The organism is Streptomyces sp. MUM 203J, from assembly GCF_022414595.1.
Classification (GTDB): domain Bacteria; phylum Actinomycetota; class Actinomycetes; order Streptomycetales; family Streptomycetaceae; genus Streptomyces.
In genome coordinates this window covers 59,015-73,457 of record NZ_JADWYO010000008.1, presented here as the reverse complement: position 1 = coordinate 73,457, position 14,443 = coordinate 59,015, and the positions used below count along the sequence as shown (strand labels likewise).

Here is a 14,443-nt window from a genome sequence, read left to right as displayed (position 1 = left end):
GGCTCAGCCGCCGCCACCGCGGGAACCGCCGAAGCCGCCCCGTGAGACGGCCGACTTGTTGAAGCTGCCGCCCTCGACCTTGCCGTTGCGGACGCTGCCGCCGTAGTAGTACGAGCCGCCGCCGCTGCCGTAGCTGCCGCCACTGCTTCCGCTGCTTCCGCTGCCGTCGCTGCATCTGTAGTCGGGCAGCAGCTCGCGGGTGAGGCGGTCGACGCAGCGCTTGTCGGGCTCGCTGCTGCAGGACGTGAGGGTCAGCGCGAGCGCGCCCATGCCCCCGAGCACGACGTAACCGGATCGCCGTTTTCGCATGTCTCTCCCCCGTGGACGCGTGGAACGCCGCCAGGGTAGAGGCCGGGGGCGAGGACGTGGAAGCCGGGGTGCAGGAAGCGCGTCCGGTCACAGGCTTCCGGGATGCGGCAACTCCTGATCCCCTCCGGCACCTGCGGCCAGGCCCCCGCCACCCCCTACGGCAGCACCCCGCACAACGCCTCCAACGCCCCCGCCCAGGCACTGTCGGTGGGCGTCGCGTACCCCACGACCAGCCCGTCCGGCCCCCGCCCCGGCACGTCCGGGTGCCGGAACGACCCCAGCCCCTGCAGCCCCAGCCCGTGCAGGGCTGCGGCCTTCAGGACCCCCCGCTCCGTCCCCGCCGGAAGCTCCAGCACCGCGTGCAGCCCCGCGGCGATCCCGCTGACCCGCACCTCCGGCGCCCGCTCGGCCACCGCGGCCACCAGCTGGTCCCGCCGCCTCCGGTACCGCAGCCGCATCGCCCGTACATGCCGGTCGTAGGCGCCGGAGGCGATGAACTCGGCCAGCGTCAGCTGGTCCAGCGTCCCGCACGTCCAGTCCGCCTCGCCCTTCGCGGCGACCACGCCCCCGACGAGGTCCCGGGGCAGCACCATCCAGCCGAGCCGCAGCCCGGGGGCGAGCGACTTGCTGGCCGTCCCGAGATAGACGACCCGCTCGGGGTCGAGCCCCTGAAGCGCCCCGACAGGCTGCCGGTCGTACCGGAACTCCCCGTCGTAGTCGTCCTCCAGCACCAGCCCGCCCGATGCCCGTGCCCAGTCGACGACGGCGGCCCGCCGGTCCGGCGGCAGGGCACCGCCCAGCGGGAACTGGTGGGCGGGGGTGATGAGCACGGCCCCGGGACGCCCGGCACCGACGGCGTCCAGCGCCTCCGTGCACGTGCCGCGCTCGTCGAGCGGGACGGCCGGGGTGCCCAGCCCGGACTCGGTCAGCCGCCGCCAGTAGACCCCTAGCCCGTACGACTCCACGGCGACGTCCCGGACCCCGCGGGCGCGCAGGGCGGCGCCGAGCAGGATCAGCCCGTGGTAGAAGCCCGAGCAGACCACGATCCGGTCCGGCTCGGCGTGCACGCCCCGCGCCCGGGCCAGGTACTCCGCGAGGACGTTGCGCAACTCGGGGCGGCCGCGCGGGTCGCCGTAGCCGAAGGCCTCGTGCGGGGCTTCGGTCAGGGCGCGGCGGGCGGCCTTGATCCAGTCGGCACGGGGAAAGGCCCCGAGGTCGGGGGTGCCGGGGTGCAGGGTGTACCGGGCCGCACCGGCTCCGGGCCGGGAGGCCCAGGGCAGCCGCACACCGGCTCCCGCCGCGGGGGGCCGCCCCGCAGGGGCGGGCGTACGCCGGGCGACGCGCGTCCCCGAGCCCTGCCGGGCGGTGAGCCAGCCCTCCGCGACCAGCTCGGCGTACGCGTCGGCCACGGTGTTGCGGGCGACGCCCAGGTCGGCGGCCAGGGCACGCGAGGAGGGCAGCCGGGTCCCCGGGGCGAGCCGCCCGGTCCGCACCGCGTCCCGCAGGGCCTCCATGAGCCCGGCCCGCAGCCGGGGCCCACGTATGTCCAGGTGGAAGTCCGCACCGGTATTGGCCCAGGAATCCGTCATGGAAATGGACCATACAACGGGGTCAACCGCCCCATAGATTCGTCAGCATGACGACGAACACGAACGCAGCGACCGACAGCAACGCCACCCCCGCCTACGCCCCCGAGGAGCCGGCCCGCATGAACATGGCCGCGCTGGCCCCCGACGTCTACCGGGCGATGGTCCGCCTGGACGCCGCCGCCCACGAGGGCCTCGACCCGGTCCTGGTCGAGCTGGTCAAGATCCGCGCCTCGCAGCTCAACCACTGCGCGTTCTGCCTGGACATGCACACCAAGGACGCCCTGGCGGCCGGCGAGTCGGTCGAGCGCATCGTCCAGCTGAGCGCCTGGCGGGAGTCCCGCCACTTCTACACGGAGAAGGAGCTGGCCGCGGTCGAACTGACCGAGGCGGTCACGGTCCTGACGGACGGCTTCGTCCCGGACGAGGTGTGGGAGCGCGCGGCGAAGCAGTTCGACGAGAAGGAACTGGCCCGCCTGGTCGCCGCGATCACCGTCATCAACTCCTGGAACCGCTTCGCCGTGACCTGCCGCTCGGTGCCGGGGCACTACACCCCGGGGCAGTTCAAGAACTGATGCGGGGCGTGAGGGTGAGCGGCCCGGCGCCCCGGACGCGGGCGCCGCTCGCCACCGGCGCCGGACGCCCTGCCGGCGGGCGCGCTTGAGCCTCCCGGTCGGACGCGGCCATGAGCGAGACGCCCCCGGCGCCCGCTCCCGGCCCGGCCGGGCTCGCACGTGCCACGGCCGAGCCGACAGCGGGCCTCACCGGCGGAGTGGCTCTGGGCCCCTGGCGATGGCGAGCCTGGCCTACGACCATGACCTCCCCATCGCTCCGCCCAGCGGCATCTGCCTCTGGATCTGCTCAACCGCGAGCGGATCGGGACGACCCCCAGCCCCTGAAGGCTCAACGAGGCAAGGTGACCCAGGTCTTCGTCCCGGCCTGGGGCGGTGCGGCCGCGCGCACACCCCACTCGCCGCCCCAGTCCTCCACGACGGCCGCGAGCAGCCAGAGCGCCCGGCTGCGCCGCTCCCCGCAGAGACGCTCCGCGCCGGGGTCGCGGTGTGTCGGGTGCTGGTCCCACACGACCAGCCGCAGCGCGTCGCCCCGGTGCCGTACGGACACGTACAGGTCCTTGCCGGGCGTCAGCCGCGCGAGCATGGCGGCCAACTCGGACACGGCGACCTGAGCGGGCAGCAGGAACCTCTCCAGCCCGTGGGCGGCCAGCACGGCCCCGACCGAGGCCCGCGCGACGGCGGCACTGCGCAGCTCGCCCGGGAGGGTCAGGCTGTACGAGAGGGAACGGGGTGCCCGGACGGGACGGACGGCGCGGTGCGGCGGGACGACGGGACAGAGGGCACTGCGCAGAGCAGACGACGACATGGCGAACTCCCTGATGGGCGAGGCGGATTGTCGTGACTCACGGGCGCGACGGGTGGCCTGTCGGCGGGCGTTGCGGGGCATGGCACGCCGATGCACTTCCAGCTATGCGCTGAGTGAGCGATGCGCTACCAACTGTAGAGCATGCGGAGTACGTGTACTACTGGCTGTGAAACGCTCGCTCCAGATGGACCGCCACCTCGGACCGGGGTCACACTGGCCCCGTCCACGCTCATCGGGAGGGACCCATGCCGCCACGGAACAAGCCGACTCTGCGACAGCGGCGCCTGGGCGCCGAACTGCGCAAACTGCGCACGGCAGCAGGACTGACCACCGAGGCTGCGGCGGCGCTGCTGGACGTCCCACGCACCAACATCCCGAACATGGAGTCCGGTCGGTCCGGCATCAGCGCCGAGCGGGTACGCACCCTCGCCAAGAACTACGACTGCGAGGACACGGACCTGGTGGACGCGCTGGCCTCAATGGCCACCGACCGCTCTGAAGGCTGGTGGGAAGCCCACCGGCATGCCCTGCCCTCCGGGCTCCTGGACATCGCGGAACTGGAGTGGCACGCCCAGCACCTGCGAGTAGGACTGACCGTTCACATGCCGGGGATCCTGCAGACCGAGGAACACGCCCGAGCCCTGTTCCAGCACGTGATCCCCCGACTCCCGGCGGAGGCAGTAGAAGCCCGAGTGGCACTCCGCGCCGGCCGCCAGGCAGTGCTGGACCGCCCCGGTCCCCCGACCGTCCACGTCGTGCTCCACGAGGCTGCCCTGCGCATGCAGTTCGGCGGTCGGCATGCGGCGCGCCACCAGCTGGAGCACCTGCTCACGGCCTCAGAAAGGCCCCATGTGACGGTTCACATCCTCCCGTTCGAGGCTGGGGGCTTCCCCGGCGCGGGCCAGTCCGTGATCTACGTACGAGAACGCGTCCCGCAACTGGACACCGTGCAGCTGGACAGCACCCACGGGCCCGACTTTCTCCACTCGGAAGCACAGCTTGGGAAGTACCGTGCACACCTGGACGAGATGGAGACCCTGGCCCTGACCGCCAAGGCGTCACGGGACCTGATCCGGGCCATCGCCAACGACCTGTAGGAGCCACATCATGCACTCCATCAAGTGGGAAGACCCGTTCTGCGGCGAAGGCGCCAACTGCTTCCGCATAGGCACCGACACCGACGGCAACGCCTACATAGCGGTCCAGGGCCAGGAGGACCACGCCATCCGCGACACCCGCGAGGCTCTCCGGAACCTCATCCACGAGATCAAATCCGGCAAGGCCGACCACCTCCTCTGAGGCCGCCTCCCAGAACGGGCTCAGCATGGAAGGCCGATCAGTCCCCAGCCGCGCCGATCAGCCTCAGTGACGGTCTCGCCCCACTCGCCCATGAGTGCCGCAGTGTGGTCGAAGCCCTTCGGCCGCCCCGCCCAACGTGTCGCCTCGGCGTCGAAGGGTTCACGAAGCTCGCCCAGCCTGGGCGAGGCCCGCTCCCACGAGCGCGCGAGGGCGGGGACCTCGCCCGGGGTACAGAGCAGAAGCGACTTGGGCCTCCAGGGGGTGGGGTCGTCCGGACGACCACCTGCGAGCGGTGGACAGTCGGATGCATCCGTCTCGGTATCGCCGTCCCAGCCCTCCCACACCACACCGCCCCGCACTCCAGCTGTAGATCGTGATCTCGCCGGTGAGCTAAGGCCGGGGTGGGACAACGGCACAGAGGAGTGTTGTCACCGGTGCCTGCTGGGGTGCTTCAACCGTGCGAGCGGGAGAGTGTCGGTGGTATCGGCTTGGATGTCGGCATGACGGTTCATGATGTCGCCCGCATGCTTCCCGCTATCCCGGCCCTTCGGAACCTTTGCCGGTCGATGGCCATGATCGAGGCAGTGCTGTACCCAGACGGTGAGCGGTACCACTCGTTCAGTGCGACGTGGTCGCGGACGGAGGAGATCTCCTCTATGCGCAACGGATCCGGTGACGAGTTCGACATCGTCTTCTCCGAGTCGGGTGTGTACATCCGAGGCTTCGACCACGAGTCACCGATGAGCCCCTACGTCAACGACGGGCCCTGGCCCGGGGTGGTGGACTCGGTTCCCGAAGCCTTCCGGGGTCATGTCATGGAGCCGGCCTTCATGCATGACGGCGATCCCCGCGTGACCGTTTGCATGTGGCGTGAGTCAGGGAGTGACCGATGGCGGGCGGGAGAGATCGACTTCCCCGATGGGCACGAGGACCCTGACGGTGCCGACTGGTTGTTTCAGTCGCTGACCGGCTCGACGCCGGAAGCATTCCGGGAATGGGCCGAGGACTACTACGAGACTGCGGTGGCCATCGACGCGGTGCGCCAGGTGTATGACTTTCGCCCCCTCAGCCGGCAGATCGTTCGCGCTCTGAACAGCACCGTGTCCATGACGACTGCCGCAGACATGGCTGCTGCGATCGGCTATCCGACAGACAGGGACCTGGTCGCCTGACGCGAGTCGAGCAGGACACAGCGGCCGCTTGATCTCCGATCGTGGCCGGCCAGCGGCATGCCTCCCCGGCGGCAAGCAGCGTGCTCCGGTCCGCCTCCCGCCGACAGCGGGATCTTGCTCGGCCGAAGACGTCACCGGTGCAGGCGAGTTCCGCGTCGATGCCCTGGCGGCGAAGGCGCCGAAGCGGTCCTGGCAGAAGCTCGTCCAGCCGGTCCACGACGCAGCCCACCGGCTCGGCTGGTCCGACTGGCGACGCCGCCACCAAGCCCGGTCCCGCACCAGCCATTACCAGCGGCAGGCCGCGCCCCAGACATGAAGGTCACGATCTGCAGCTGGAGTACAGACCGCACGACGACCTCGCCGCCGCGCCCCTCACCCTCAAGCGTCAGCGCCGAGAAGCCTCAAGGGCATCCTGCTGTTCCAGCCATTTCATGATCACCTGGTTCGTTTCTTCCGGCTTCTCCTGCTGGATCCAGTGACCGCAATCCAGACTGGCCACTTCCACATTGGGCACGAACTCCGCCAGTTTCTCAGACCTCTGGACCAGGTCCCGGTCACCGTAGATCATGAGTGTGGGCTGCTGGATGATCGGATCCACGTCCGCCAGCAGATGCCAGTTGCGGTCGAGGTTCCTGTACCAGTTCACGCTTCCCGTGAATCCTGTCGCTTCGAAGGCGGAGACGAAGACAGCCAGCTCGCTGTCGCTCATGACGGGATCACCGAGTGGCGTCTCCGCCCTGGCGAGATCGATCATCGCCATACCCGGCTGAGGCGCCCTGAGGGGCTCGTTCTTCCGGTACATGTTGCGAAGGAACTGGGAGGTGTTCTCATCGAACACGGCGTCCGCGACGCCCGGCTGCCGGTTGAAGTGGACGAAATAGAAGTCGCCGCCGAGCACATCTTCCATGACCTCGATCCAGGGCCTCTCTCCGCGCTCCTGGTAGGGCAGACTCAGATTGATCACTTTGTTCACACGGTTCGGATGCAGCAGGGTAAGCCCCCAGACAACCATCGCACCCCAGTCATGGCCGACAAAGGTGGCATCCTCGTACCCGTAGTGATCGAGAAGTGCGACAAGATCACCCGTCAGGTGTTCGATGTCGTATTCCGTCACTTCGGCCGGACTGGATGAATTGCCATAGCCCCGCTGGTTCGGGACGATGACGTGGTAGCCCGCTGCGGCGAGGACGGGCATCTGGTGGCGCCAGGAAAAGGCGTGCTCCGGCCAGCCATGACAGAGCACGATGGGCTTTCCGGCATTCTGTCGGCCCGCTTCGAAGACTTCGAGCTCCACACCGTTGACCGAAACAAGGGTGGGCTTGGGAAAATCGGCCGGATCGAACATCGTATTTCCTCTTTCGTTTTTCGGGGTGATCAGACGACGAAGATCCCAGAAGACAGCGTCGGCGCACCCCCGACAGGCCGGTGGCCGTCACGATCGCGGGAAGTGGGACTCGTCGGTGAGGACATGTCGCCATCCTGCCGACCTGAACCGGTCACCTCGTGACCGGTTTTATGTGGGAGTGTCGTCGATATGCGAACCGACCGGCTGGTGGCCATCCTTCTCCTGCTGCAACGGCGCGAGCACGTCACGGCAGCAGAGGTCGCCCGAGAGCTGGAGATCTCCGAGCGCACCGCCCGCCGCGACCTCGACGCCCTGGCCATGGCCGGGGTGCCCGTGTACTCCACGCAGGGCCGAGGCGGCGGCTGGCGCCTCGTGGGCGGCGCCCGCACCGACCTGTCCGGGTTGACCGCGAGCGAGGCCCGCGCCCTGTTCCTGGTCGCCGGCCCGGCCTCGGCTGCGACGCCGGCCGTGAAGGCGGCTCTGCGCAAGCTCGTCCATGCCCTGCCGGAACCCTTCCGGGGGCAGGCCGAGGCAGCAGCGTCGTCGCTGGTCAAAGATCCGCAAAGATGGGGGGCGAGTCGGGTCGAGGACAGACCGCCTCGCTTCCTCGACGAACTCCAGGACGCGGTGATCCGCGGTGTCCAGGTGCGGCTCGGCTACGTCGACCGCAGGGGCGCCGAAACCGAGAGGACCGTCCACCCGCTGGGCATCGTCGCCAAAGGTCCGTCGTGGTACCTCGTCTCCAACACCGAGGCCGGCCGACGGACCTTCCGGATCGACCGTGTGTCGTCCGTCGACCCGACCGACGATCCCGTGGAGCGACCCGAGGACTTCGACCTCGCCCAGAGCTGGCGCGAGATCGCCGACGAGGTCGACCGCAAGCGAACGCCTCTCGAGATCCAGGCGGTGTGTGTGCCCCACGGGGTAGGCCTGCTCCGGATGGCGCTCGGCGGTCGGCTCGAAGTGGGAGGCTCCACGCCCGACGGCCGCGTCGAGGTCGTGATCCGCGGCCCCAACGAGTACATGCTCGCCGGCGAGCTTGCCGGGCTGGTCGAATGGCTCGAGGTGACGGGCCCCCCGGGTGTGCGAGACCACCTGGCCTCGATCGGCGACGCGCTCGTCGAGCGATACGGCCGAGACCGTCCCGCTGGCCCCGAAAACCCCGCTCTGCCCCAAGAACAAAGCAGCTCTGCGTGACTTTCAGGTCGGTTCCTGGCGGACGAAGCACGCAATGCCGGAGCCCGGATGGCCGACCGGACCGCGTGGCGGATCTGCCGCGAAAACCGCTGGTGGAGCGTGTTCGGCAAGAAACGCGGCCTGGGTAAGAAGGCCGGCCCGCCGGTGCACGACGATCTCGTGAGCCGCAACTTCACCGCGAGCGGACCGGACCGGTTGTGGCTCGCCGACATCACCGAACATGCCACCGGCGACGGCAAGCTGTACCTCTGCGCGATCAAGGATGTCTTCAGCAACAGGATCGTGGGCTACTCCATCGACGCGCGGATGAAGTCCCGCCTGGCCGTGACTGCTCTCGAGAACGCCGTGGCCCGGCGTGAAAACGTCGACGGGTGCATCCTGCACAGCGATCGCGGCTCGCAATTCCGGTCCCGGAAGTTCGTCCGGGCGCTCGACCGCCACCGGATGGCCGGATCGATAGGGAGAGTCGGGGCGTCCGGCGACAACGCGGCCATGGAGTCCTTCTTCAGCCTGCTGCAGAAGAACGTCCTCGACCGCAGGAAGTGGGCCACCCGCGAGGAACTGCGGATCGCCATCGTGACCTGGATCGAGCGGACCTGCCACCGCCGTCGCAGACAAGCCGCACTCGGCCGACTGACCCCCGTCGAATACGAGACCGTCATGACCACACCGGCCCTCCAGGCCGCGTGACTCAACCTGTCACTCGAACTTGCACCAGACCCGTCCTCCTGGAGCACGGTGATTCCCTCTTCCGCGTTCTCCGTGGGAAACGGGTGGCGGGAAATGTTGGCGCCGGCGCGACCGCTCATGCTTCACCAATTGGTTGCAGGACACTCACACTCCGTTCACTGACGTCGCCCCCTTGGGCCCTTATGGCCAGGCCAGATCCCCGTATGGCTGCCCAGCAAGGCATGTCGGCGAACGCCTATGTCGGGAACTCTCCCAGCCAACCGTGCGTGAGGAGGTACTTGGGAATGAACGGCGAGTCCACGTCCACTGGAAGCTTCCCGTCATAGGCCAGGCAAGCCATGGCGAGCGGCCCCAGGGCGAGAGCGCCGTCGATGTCAGCCGCTCGCTCCTCGTTCAGGGTCCAGTACGCCTTGTGCAGGTTCAGCGCCTCGGCCAGAGCCGGGCCGAACTCCTGCTCATGCTTCCGTACGAAGTGATAGAAGAGGTTGAGCGGTGGATACATCACGCCCCGCAGAGCGTCGGGCGGAGTATTGCGTGCAACTCCGGGGTCCGATGCCTCAAATGCGGCCATGAGCTTCTCGACCAGCCCAGGCCGCCGGAGCCAGTAGGTCTGTTGGACGTCGACCCAGTGATAGACGAATTCGTCGTACACGCCTTCCGGCGAGCGCAACTACTCCAGCGGAATCTCGCACAGCTGAGTCATCCGCTTTCGCTCGTGGCAGACGACGGTCAGCCAGAAGGCGTTGACGCTGGCCTATGTCGCTGCTTACAGATGATCGGTGAGGTCGGGCCCGACTCCGTCGATGATGTCGGGTGTCTTGAGGCTGTAACCCTCGGCGACTCCGAAGTAGGTCGGCTCGCCGGGCTCGGCCGCCACTCCCAATGCGTCGTCCAGAGCACGCAGCGCTGCCTCAAGGCGTGGCGCGTTGTGCGTGTGCACGGCAAGGTGGGGTACCCCTCGAAAGTCGCACAGGCCCCATACGTCGTGGTGCACCGACAGCTCCGCCGAAGGGCCGACCGGGTCAGGTGACACACTGAGTTCGACGAGGCGGGATTCGCGATGGGGCTTTCCTCCCGCATCGAGCCACGTACCAGCACCGACTACCAGGATTGCTGACATCTCAGCCTTGGGGTAGCCGACCGGTCGGCAGGATCGCGCTTGCTCAGCGACGGATGGATCATCCAGTGCGCGCCCCACGAGATCGAGGCGGCTGTGCATCCCGAGCCCACCTTTGCCCACTTGGAACCAGCTCCACTCCAGAGAAACCGGCTCCAGGAGTTCGTGCGCCTGAAGAACCGCAGACATGCGGGCAGCTGTCTCCAGCGCCGATTCCAGCCCTGGTGCCGTCACGTCGTCGAGATCCCAGAACCACGAGCCGCACTCCCTCGGCGCGCGCATCAGTATTGACATGGACGTTCCTTATCGCCTCGTCGAGTTGGTCGGATAAACGGTGACGGAACCGTCCTTGAAGCGCAGCTCGAACGAGGCGTTGGTGCGGTCGGCCGCCCTCTGAACGTGCTTCAGTGTCTGGTCGGTCAACGCGCCCTTCACGTCGTGGACGTCGAGGATCGCCACCTTAACATCCACGCCGGCGCCCCCAAGCTGCTTCTCCGCGATCTTCTTGACCGCCGACTTGATTCCGTTGGCGTTGTCCACATCTTTCAGCTGCGCACCGTATTCGATCCCGTTCTCGGATTTCACGAGGACGTCCAGGTCGAGCTTCTGGTCCGGCAGCTTCAACTCAAACTCGATCGAGTCGATGTTCTTGGCCTGCAGTTCTGCCGCATGCTCGAGTGCTTGATGGACGGCCGGCATCATGTCGCGCTGCTTCACTTGGGAAATCAAGTCGATGTACCCCGGCATATGAGCGAAACGTCCACTGGCGATGTAGTCGGCGACGGCCGCCCCGTACTCCGACTTCCGCAACTGGGTCAGCATGCGCTGCTGGTCAACAGGAGCCACCTTCGACTCCGTCAGCGCCGCAGTGACTGCGTCCTCCGACTCGGATGCCATTTTGCCGGTTGGCTGCTGCGCCACGTGATCACCGTGCAGTACCACCGGATGCTCACCAGGTGTTCCAGGGCCGTCTCCGCCAGGGCCGTCTCCGCTCGGGCCTCCCCCGTTTCCGGAGCCAGCGTCGGACGAACCCGGGAGGTCGTGGCCGCCGGACGGCCCATTCCCGGGACCGTCCTGGTGGGGAACGACCTGCGTCTCACCGGAGTGGTTGCTGCCCGACGTGCCTGTGCCCGAGTGGCCGCCGCCGGAGTCGGCGCCGCCGTCCGAACCGGATGCCGTGTGGCCACCAGTCGAGGTGGGATCGCTATGCCCGCCGTTGTCGCCCGCAGCCGAGGAATCGGACCTTCTGGACGAGGACGCCGTCGCCGTCGTAGAGGTTGCCCGTGGGGTCCATGTACCGGGCGGGGCCGTCTCCGAAGAGTTTGACCGTGCCCGTGGGGGGAGGGTGACCGTGTTCTCGGGAAGCTTGATCGTGTCGTTGGGGAGTGCGAGCGCGCCTTCCGGGACGAGGGTGCCCGGGGGGAGGTGGATCGTTCCGTCGGGCAGCATCTTCGCGCCGTCGGGGAGGGCGATGGCGCCGTCGAGGTTGATGTCCGGGGTCTCGAAGGTTCCCTTGCCCTTGAGGCCGGTCATGATGTCGCCGATCTTCGTGACGCTCCCGCCGACGCCTTTGAAGACGTACGTCATCGGGTCGACGGCCTTGCCGGCCTTGTTCGCCAGGGACAGGGCCTTGGCCGCGGCGCCCGCCTTGCCGGTGCCCGCGACCGCGCCGCCGGCGCCGCCGGTGAAGACCGTGGTCAGGACGTTGAAGGTGACCTCACCGGCGGCGCGGGAGGGGTTGGAGCCCCACTTGTCCCAGGCCACGAGCGCCTTGCCGGTCTCCTTCACCGCGGTGCGCGAGTCACGCAGCCAGGACGGGAGCTTGTCGTCGGGAAGGGCCGGACCTGGTCACGGCGGGGCCGGACGCCGCTGGTCAGGGTGACCGGGAAGGGATCGGGCCGGGTCTTGATGGCCGGGTTGGTCTGCGTCAGACCGGGCCACGAGACCCGTCTGATCTACCGGACGCCGACGTACCAGGGCCGTACCGGCGAGAAGAAGGGCTTCCGGGCCCGTGAGTTCGCGGACCTGATCACCTCCGCCCGCCGGCGGCTCGGCGGTGCCCCGCTGATCGTGGTGTGGGACGCCGCCAGCACCCACCACGCCAAGCGCTTACGGGAGTTCTGCAACCGCAACAGCGACTGGCTCACCATCGTCAAGCTCCCGCCCTACGCACCCGACCTCAACCCCGTCGAAGGCGTATGGGCCCACCTGAAGAAGTCCCTGGCCAACCTCGCACCCCGCACGATCGACGACCTCACCCCGCTCGTGAAGAACCGCCTACGCGCCATCCAAAGCCGACCGCAGACCCTCAACGGCTTCATAGCCGAGACCGGACTCGGTCTGGAGCCTCCATAGCCTGTCACCCCACCCTTTCAACCTCAGCGTCAGTACGAAGAAGTCCCTCAGGTCGTCCTTCGCTTCAACGCCCTACATAGCCGTAAATCTGAGGACGTCGAGATACGCCTCACGAACCCATTCCGAGCCGTCCGGATCAGCTACTGATCTTGTCGTTCTGAGCCCGAAACCTTCCCCAATTCCGACAAGCCGAGCACACTCACGACATCATCCTCCGATGCCGACGCCAGTTCTGAAAGAGCCTGTGAGGGCGTCAAGCCCCGATCATGCGCCAGACGGATACGTTCCAGCCACCAGCGCGCGGCCGCATATCTATTATCATCATCCACATCACAGGGCTCGAAACTCGCGGCATTTTCGGTATCGGATGCCCAGAGGTAGCCGAGTGTACCCAGTTCGTCCAGCACGGCAACATACTCGACCGGCCCCATCGCAGAGCGCTTGAATCCGATGTCGCCGAAGCCCGGGGCGTGCCTGAACTCGCTGTAGCGGCGGGGGATCTCGAAGGTCGCCCATACGTCAGAGGCCCGACGATCACTGTCGAAGTAATTCTCGATTCCCGTGTCGGTCGGCTTCCCGAAGTAGCTGGGGTCATCCGGGTCAATCTCCGTACCAAGAGCCTCAGAAAGATCACCGAGCGTAGCAGCGAGCCGCGGAGTATTCGCTGCATAAATATCAGGCTGCGGGTTTCCTTTCAGGTCGTACCGGCATCCAGACATCGGAGAATGTCACGAGATCCACACCGACATAGTCGGCCACAGTCGATGAGCCGAGGCGAAACAGCCTTCGCTCGGACAGAATGCCGCCCGGGCCAGCCACAAGTCCGTCACTTCTGGCATCAGCAAACACAGATCCCATCTCTCCGGGGCGCAGCTCCCTGCGGATCCTCTCAGCGAATTGTTCAGCGGATGCAGGCGAGGCCGCGTCGAACTCAAACTCGCCGACGAACAGGTGGTCGTTTGATTTGCCCGCTTCGTTGATGGTCACGGAGAGAAGCGCCAGGCCGGCAACAAGCCCATGGCCCCACAGAACAACATGCGCGGCCAGCAGGCCTCGGAGACCCCCGACGACCTGATCGCCAGCCTCACCGAAGCGCCCCCACGTCCAACGGGCTACAGGAGTACTGGTGATCACAGCTTCCCCTCCTGGGTAATCCCCAGCGTCACGTGGGGAACTCGCCCAACCAGCCGCGGGTGAGCAGGTGGTGCGGCAGGTATCCGGATTCGACCTCGATCGGCATGCCACCGTCGTAAGCGAGGCAGGCCAACGCAAGCGGGGCCAGGGCAAGATGCCCGTCGGGCTTCTCTGCCCGCTTCTCGTCAGCGGTCCAGTAGGCCTTGTGGAGCTCCAGTGCCTGGACAAGGAACTCGTTGAAGCCGGACGGATTGTTGGTGACGAACAGATAGAAGAGGTTGATCGGAGGGGCGAGAACGGCCTGGAGCAGGGCGCGGGGGGTCATGGTCGCGATGTCCGGGTGTGACGTCTCGACGGCGAGAGTGAGCTTCTCCACCAGGCCGTGCCCCTGGAGCCAGTAGGTCTGGAGGGTGTCCACCCAGTGCCGCACGTACTCGTCGTACCCGTCGGCCGCGATGCGATCCAGCGGAACCTGCGCCAGCTCGGTCATCCGCTTCTGGTCGCGGCACACCACGGCGAGCCAGAACGTCGTCAGCCAGGTACCGAGATCGGCGTAGCTCGCCGGGCCGGTGGCCGGGAGCGTGCGCATCTCGCGGTTGATGCGACACTCCACGGTTCCCTCGTCCGCGCACACGCCGGCGAACATGGCCGACCCCAGCTGGAGCGTGTTGACCACGGCTTCCCAGGTCTCGAGCTTCGCCGCACGCGGGTCGACGGTGCAGCGAGCACCGAGGTGCAGGAGCGCGCCGTTGAAGACCATGGGGAAGGAGTGCGGGTACTCCTCAAGCTCGTCGATGTCCTGGGCCAGATTGCCCCCGAGGTATTCAGCCCATTCCTCTTCCACGGCCCCAGGTGTGAA

15 protein-coding genes and 2 pseudogenes are annotated in these 14,443 nt (G+C 67.6%); 7 read left to right on the top strand and 10 right to left on the bottom strand.

Translation table 11 applies throughout. The features are described 5' to 3' along the window. Nucleotides 1–3 precede the first annotated feature (3 nt). Both I3F58_RS07225 and I3F58_RS07220 read right to left on the bottom strand, forming a co-directional pair. Nucleotides 4–309 carry a hypothetical protein gene (locus I3F58_RS07225; RefSeq protein ID WP_240107408.1) on the bottom strand — a complete coding sequence of 102 codons (306 nt, stop codon included), beginning with the start codon at nucleotides 307–309 and terminating at the stop codon, nucleotides 4–6. Nucleotides 310–464: 155 nt separating this feature from the next. Next, nucleotides 465–1,898, bottom strand: a complete 1,434-nt coding sequence (locus I3F58_RS07220) for a PLP-dependent aminotransferase family protein (protein ID WP_240107407.1) — start codon at nucleotides 1,896–1,898, stop codon at nucleotides 465–467. 47 nt (nucleotides 1,899–1,945) lie between these two features. Here I3F58_RS07220 and I3F58_RS07215 point away from each other — a divergent pair, with 47 nt between their 5' ends. Then, nucleotides 1,946–2,470 carry a carboxymuconolactone decarboxylase family protein gene (locus I3F58_RS07215; protein WP_240107406.1) on the top strand — a complete coding sequence of 175 codons (525 nt, stop codon included), beginning with the start codon at nucleotides 1,946–1,948 and terminating at the stop codon, nucleotides 2,468–2,470. Nucleotides 2,471–2,798: 328 nt separating this feature from the next. On the opposite strand, the gene I3F58_RS07210 is transcribed toward I3F58_RS07215, so the two are convergent. Then, the gene (locus I3F58_RS07210) at nucleotides 2,799–3,275 is read right to left on the bottom strand and encodes an ATP-binding protein (protein ID WP_240107405.1); all 477 of its coding nucleotides are present in this window, start codon (nucleotides 3,273–3,275) and stop codon (nucleotides 2,799–2,801) included. 245 nt (nucleotides 3,276–3,520) lie between these two features. Between I3F58_RS07210 and I3F58_RS07205 the strand changes: the two genes are divergently transcribed. The 3 genes from I3F58_RS07205 (at nucleotide 3,521) to I3F58_RS07195 (ending at nucleotide 5,746) form a co-directional block, all read left to right on the top strand. Further along, nucleotides 3,521–4,372: a helix-turn-helix transcriptional regulator gene (locus I3F58_RS07205; RefSeq protein ID WP_240107404.1), complete on the top strand. Its 852-nt coding sequence runs from the start codon at nucleotides 3,521–3,523 to the stop codon at nucleotides 4,370–4,372. Nucleotides 4,373–4,382: 10 nt separating this feature from the next. Then, entirely contained in the window at nucleotides 4,383–4,574 is a 192-nt protein-coding gene (locus tag I3F58_RS07200) for a hypothetical protein (protein ID WP_240107403.1), read from the top strand. 500 nt (nucleotides 4,575–5,074) lie between these two features. Further along, the gene (locus I3F58_RS07195) at nucleotides 5,075–5,746 is read left to right on the top strand and encodes a hypothetical protein (protein WP_240107474.1); all 672 of its coding nucleotides are present in this window, start codon (nucleotides 5,075–5,077) and stop codon (nucleotides 5,744–5,746) included. A gap of 385 nt (nucleotides 5,747–6,131) precedes the next feature. Here the strand turns inward: I3F58_RS07195 and I3F58_RS07190 are convergent, their stop codons facing one another. Then, nucleotides 6,132–7,091 (bottom strand): alpha/beta fold hydrolase, encoded by a 960-nt coding sequence (locus I3F58_RS07190; protein ID WP_240107402.1) that lies wholly within the window; start codon nucleotides 7,089–7,091, stop codon nucleotides 6,132–6,134. 189 nt (nucleotides 7,092–7,280) lie between these two features. Here I3F58_RS07190 and I3F58_RS07185 point away from each other — a divergent pair, with 189 nt between their 5' ends. Both I3F58_RS07185 and I3F58_RS07180 read left to right on the top strand, forming a co-directional pair. Then, nucleotides 7,281–8,288 (top strand): YafY family protein, encoded by a 1,008-nt coding sequence (locus tag I3F58_RS07185; RefSeq protein ID WP_240107401.1) that lies wholly within the window; start codon nucleotides 7,281–7,283, stop codon nucleotides 8,286–8,288. 9 nt (nucleotides 8,289–8,297) lie between these two features. Further along, nucleotides 8,298–8,978: pseudogene (locus I3F58_RS07180) on the top strand (IS3 family transposase); the annotation flags it as partial. A gap of 235 nt (nucleotides 8,979–9,213) precedes the next feature. On the opposite strand, the gene I3F58_RS07175 reads toward I3F58_RS07180, so the two are convergent. The 3 genes from I3F58_RS07175 to I3F58_RS07165 all read right to left on the bottom strand — a co-directional run bounded on the left by I3F58_RS07175 (nucleotide 9,214) and on the right by I3F58_RS07165 (nucleotide 11,883). Then, entirely contained in the window at nucleotides 9,214–9,648 is a 435-nt protein-coding gene (locus tag I3F58_RS07175) for an immunity 49 family protein (protein WP_275678245.1), read from the bottom strand. A gap of 96 nt (nucleotides 9,649–9,744) precedes the next feature. Then, complete coding sequence (locus I3F58_RS07170) at nucleotides 9,745–10,389, bottom strand: hypothetical protein (RefSeq protein ID WP_240107399.1); 645 nt, start codon at nucleotides 10,387–10,389, stop codon at nucleotides 9,745–9,747. A gap of 9 nt (nucleotides 10,390–10,398) precedes the next feature. Continuing rightward, entirely contained in the window at nucleotides 10,399–11,883 is a 1,485-nt protein-coding gene (locus I3F58_RS07165) for a hypothetical protein (protein WP_240107398.1), read from the bottom strand. A gap of 57 nt (nucleotides 11,884–11,940) precedes the next feature. Here I3F58_RS07165 and I3F58_RS07160 point away from each other — a divergent pair. Next, nucleotides 11,941–12,450: pseudogene (locus I3F58_RS07160) on the top strand (transposase); the annotation flags it as partial. A 140-nt stretch (nucleotides 12,451–12,590) separates the two neighbouring features. On the opposite strand, the gene I3F58_RS07155 reads toward I3F58_RS07160, so the two are convergent. The 3 genes from I3F58_RS07155 to I3F58_RS07145 are packed head-to-tail and all read right to left on the bottom strand — an operon-like array spanning nucleotide 12,591 to nucleotide 14,428. Beyond that, a complete protein-coding gene (locus tag I3F58_RS07155) occupies nucleotides 12,591–13,169 on the bottom strand; it encodes a hypothetical protein (RefSeq protein ID WP_240107396.1) in 579 nt (192 codons plus the stop codon). Next, entirely contained in the window at nucleotides 13,126–13,584 is a 459-nt protein-coding gene (locus I3F58_RS07150; RefSeq protein WP_240107395.1) for a hypothetical protein, read from the bottom strand. Before I3F58_RS07150 ends, I3F58_RS07155 begins: the two co-directional genes overlap by 44 nt. 28 nt (nucleotides 13,585–13,612) lie before the next feature. Beyond that, nucleotides 13,613–14,428 (bottom strand): immunity 49 family protein, encoded by an 816-nt coding sequence (locus I3F58_RS07145; RefSeq protein WP_308354957.1) that lies wholly within the window; start codon nucleotides 14,426–14,428, stop codon nucleotides 13,613–13,615. Between the last annotated feature and the right edge of the window lie 15 nt (nucleotides 14,429–14,443).

Bases quoted from the DNA above. Each gene is read 5' to 3' on its own strand.
- I3F58_RS07155 (WP_240107396.1), bottom strand. From the start codon at position 13,169: ATGTCTGGATGCCGGTACGACCTGAAAGGAAACCCGCAGCCTGATATT.
- I3F58_RS07215 (WP_240107406.1), top strand. From the start codon at position 1,946: ATGACGACGAACACGAACGCAGCGACCGACAGCAACGCCACCCCCGCC.
- I3F58_RS07195 (WP_240107474.1), top strand. From the start codon at position 5,075: ATGACGGTTCATGATGTCGCCCGCATGCTTCCCGCTATCCCGGCCCTT.
- I3F58_RS07190 (WP_240107402.1), bottom strand. From the start codon at position 7,091: ATGTTCGATCCGGCCGATTTTCCCAAGCCCACCCTTGTTTCGGTCAAC.
- I3F58_RS07220 (WP_240107407.1), bottom strand. From the start codon at position 1,898: ATGACGGATTCCTGGGCCAATACCGGTGCGGACTTCCACCTGGACATA.
- I3F58_RS07200 (WP_240107403.1), top strand. From the start codon at position 4,383: ATGCACTCCATCAAGTGGGAAGACCCGTTCTGCGGCGAAGGCGCCAAC.
- I3F58_RS07205 (WP_240107404.1), top strand. From the start codon at position 3,521: ATGCCGCCACGGAACAAGCCGACTCTGCGACAGCGGCGCCTGGGCGCC.
- I3F58_RS07185 (WP_240107401.1), top strand. From the start codon at position 7,281: ATGCGAACCGACCGGCTGGTGGCCATCCTTCTCCTGCTGCAACGGCGC.
- I3F58_RS07225 (WP_240107408.1), bottom strand. From the start codon at position 309: ATGCGAAAACGGCGATCCGGTTACGTCGTGCTCGGGGGCATGGGCGCG.
- I3F58_RS07170 (WP_240107399.1), bottom strand. From the start codon at position 10,389: ATGTCAATACTGATGCGCGCGCCGAGGGAGTGCGGCTCGTGGTTCTGG.
- I3F58_RS07210 (WP_240107405.1), bottom strand. From the start codon at position 3,275: ATGTCGTCGTCTGCTCTGCGCAGTGCCCTCTGTCCCGTCGTCCCGCCG.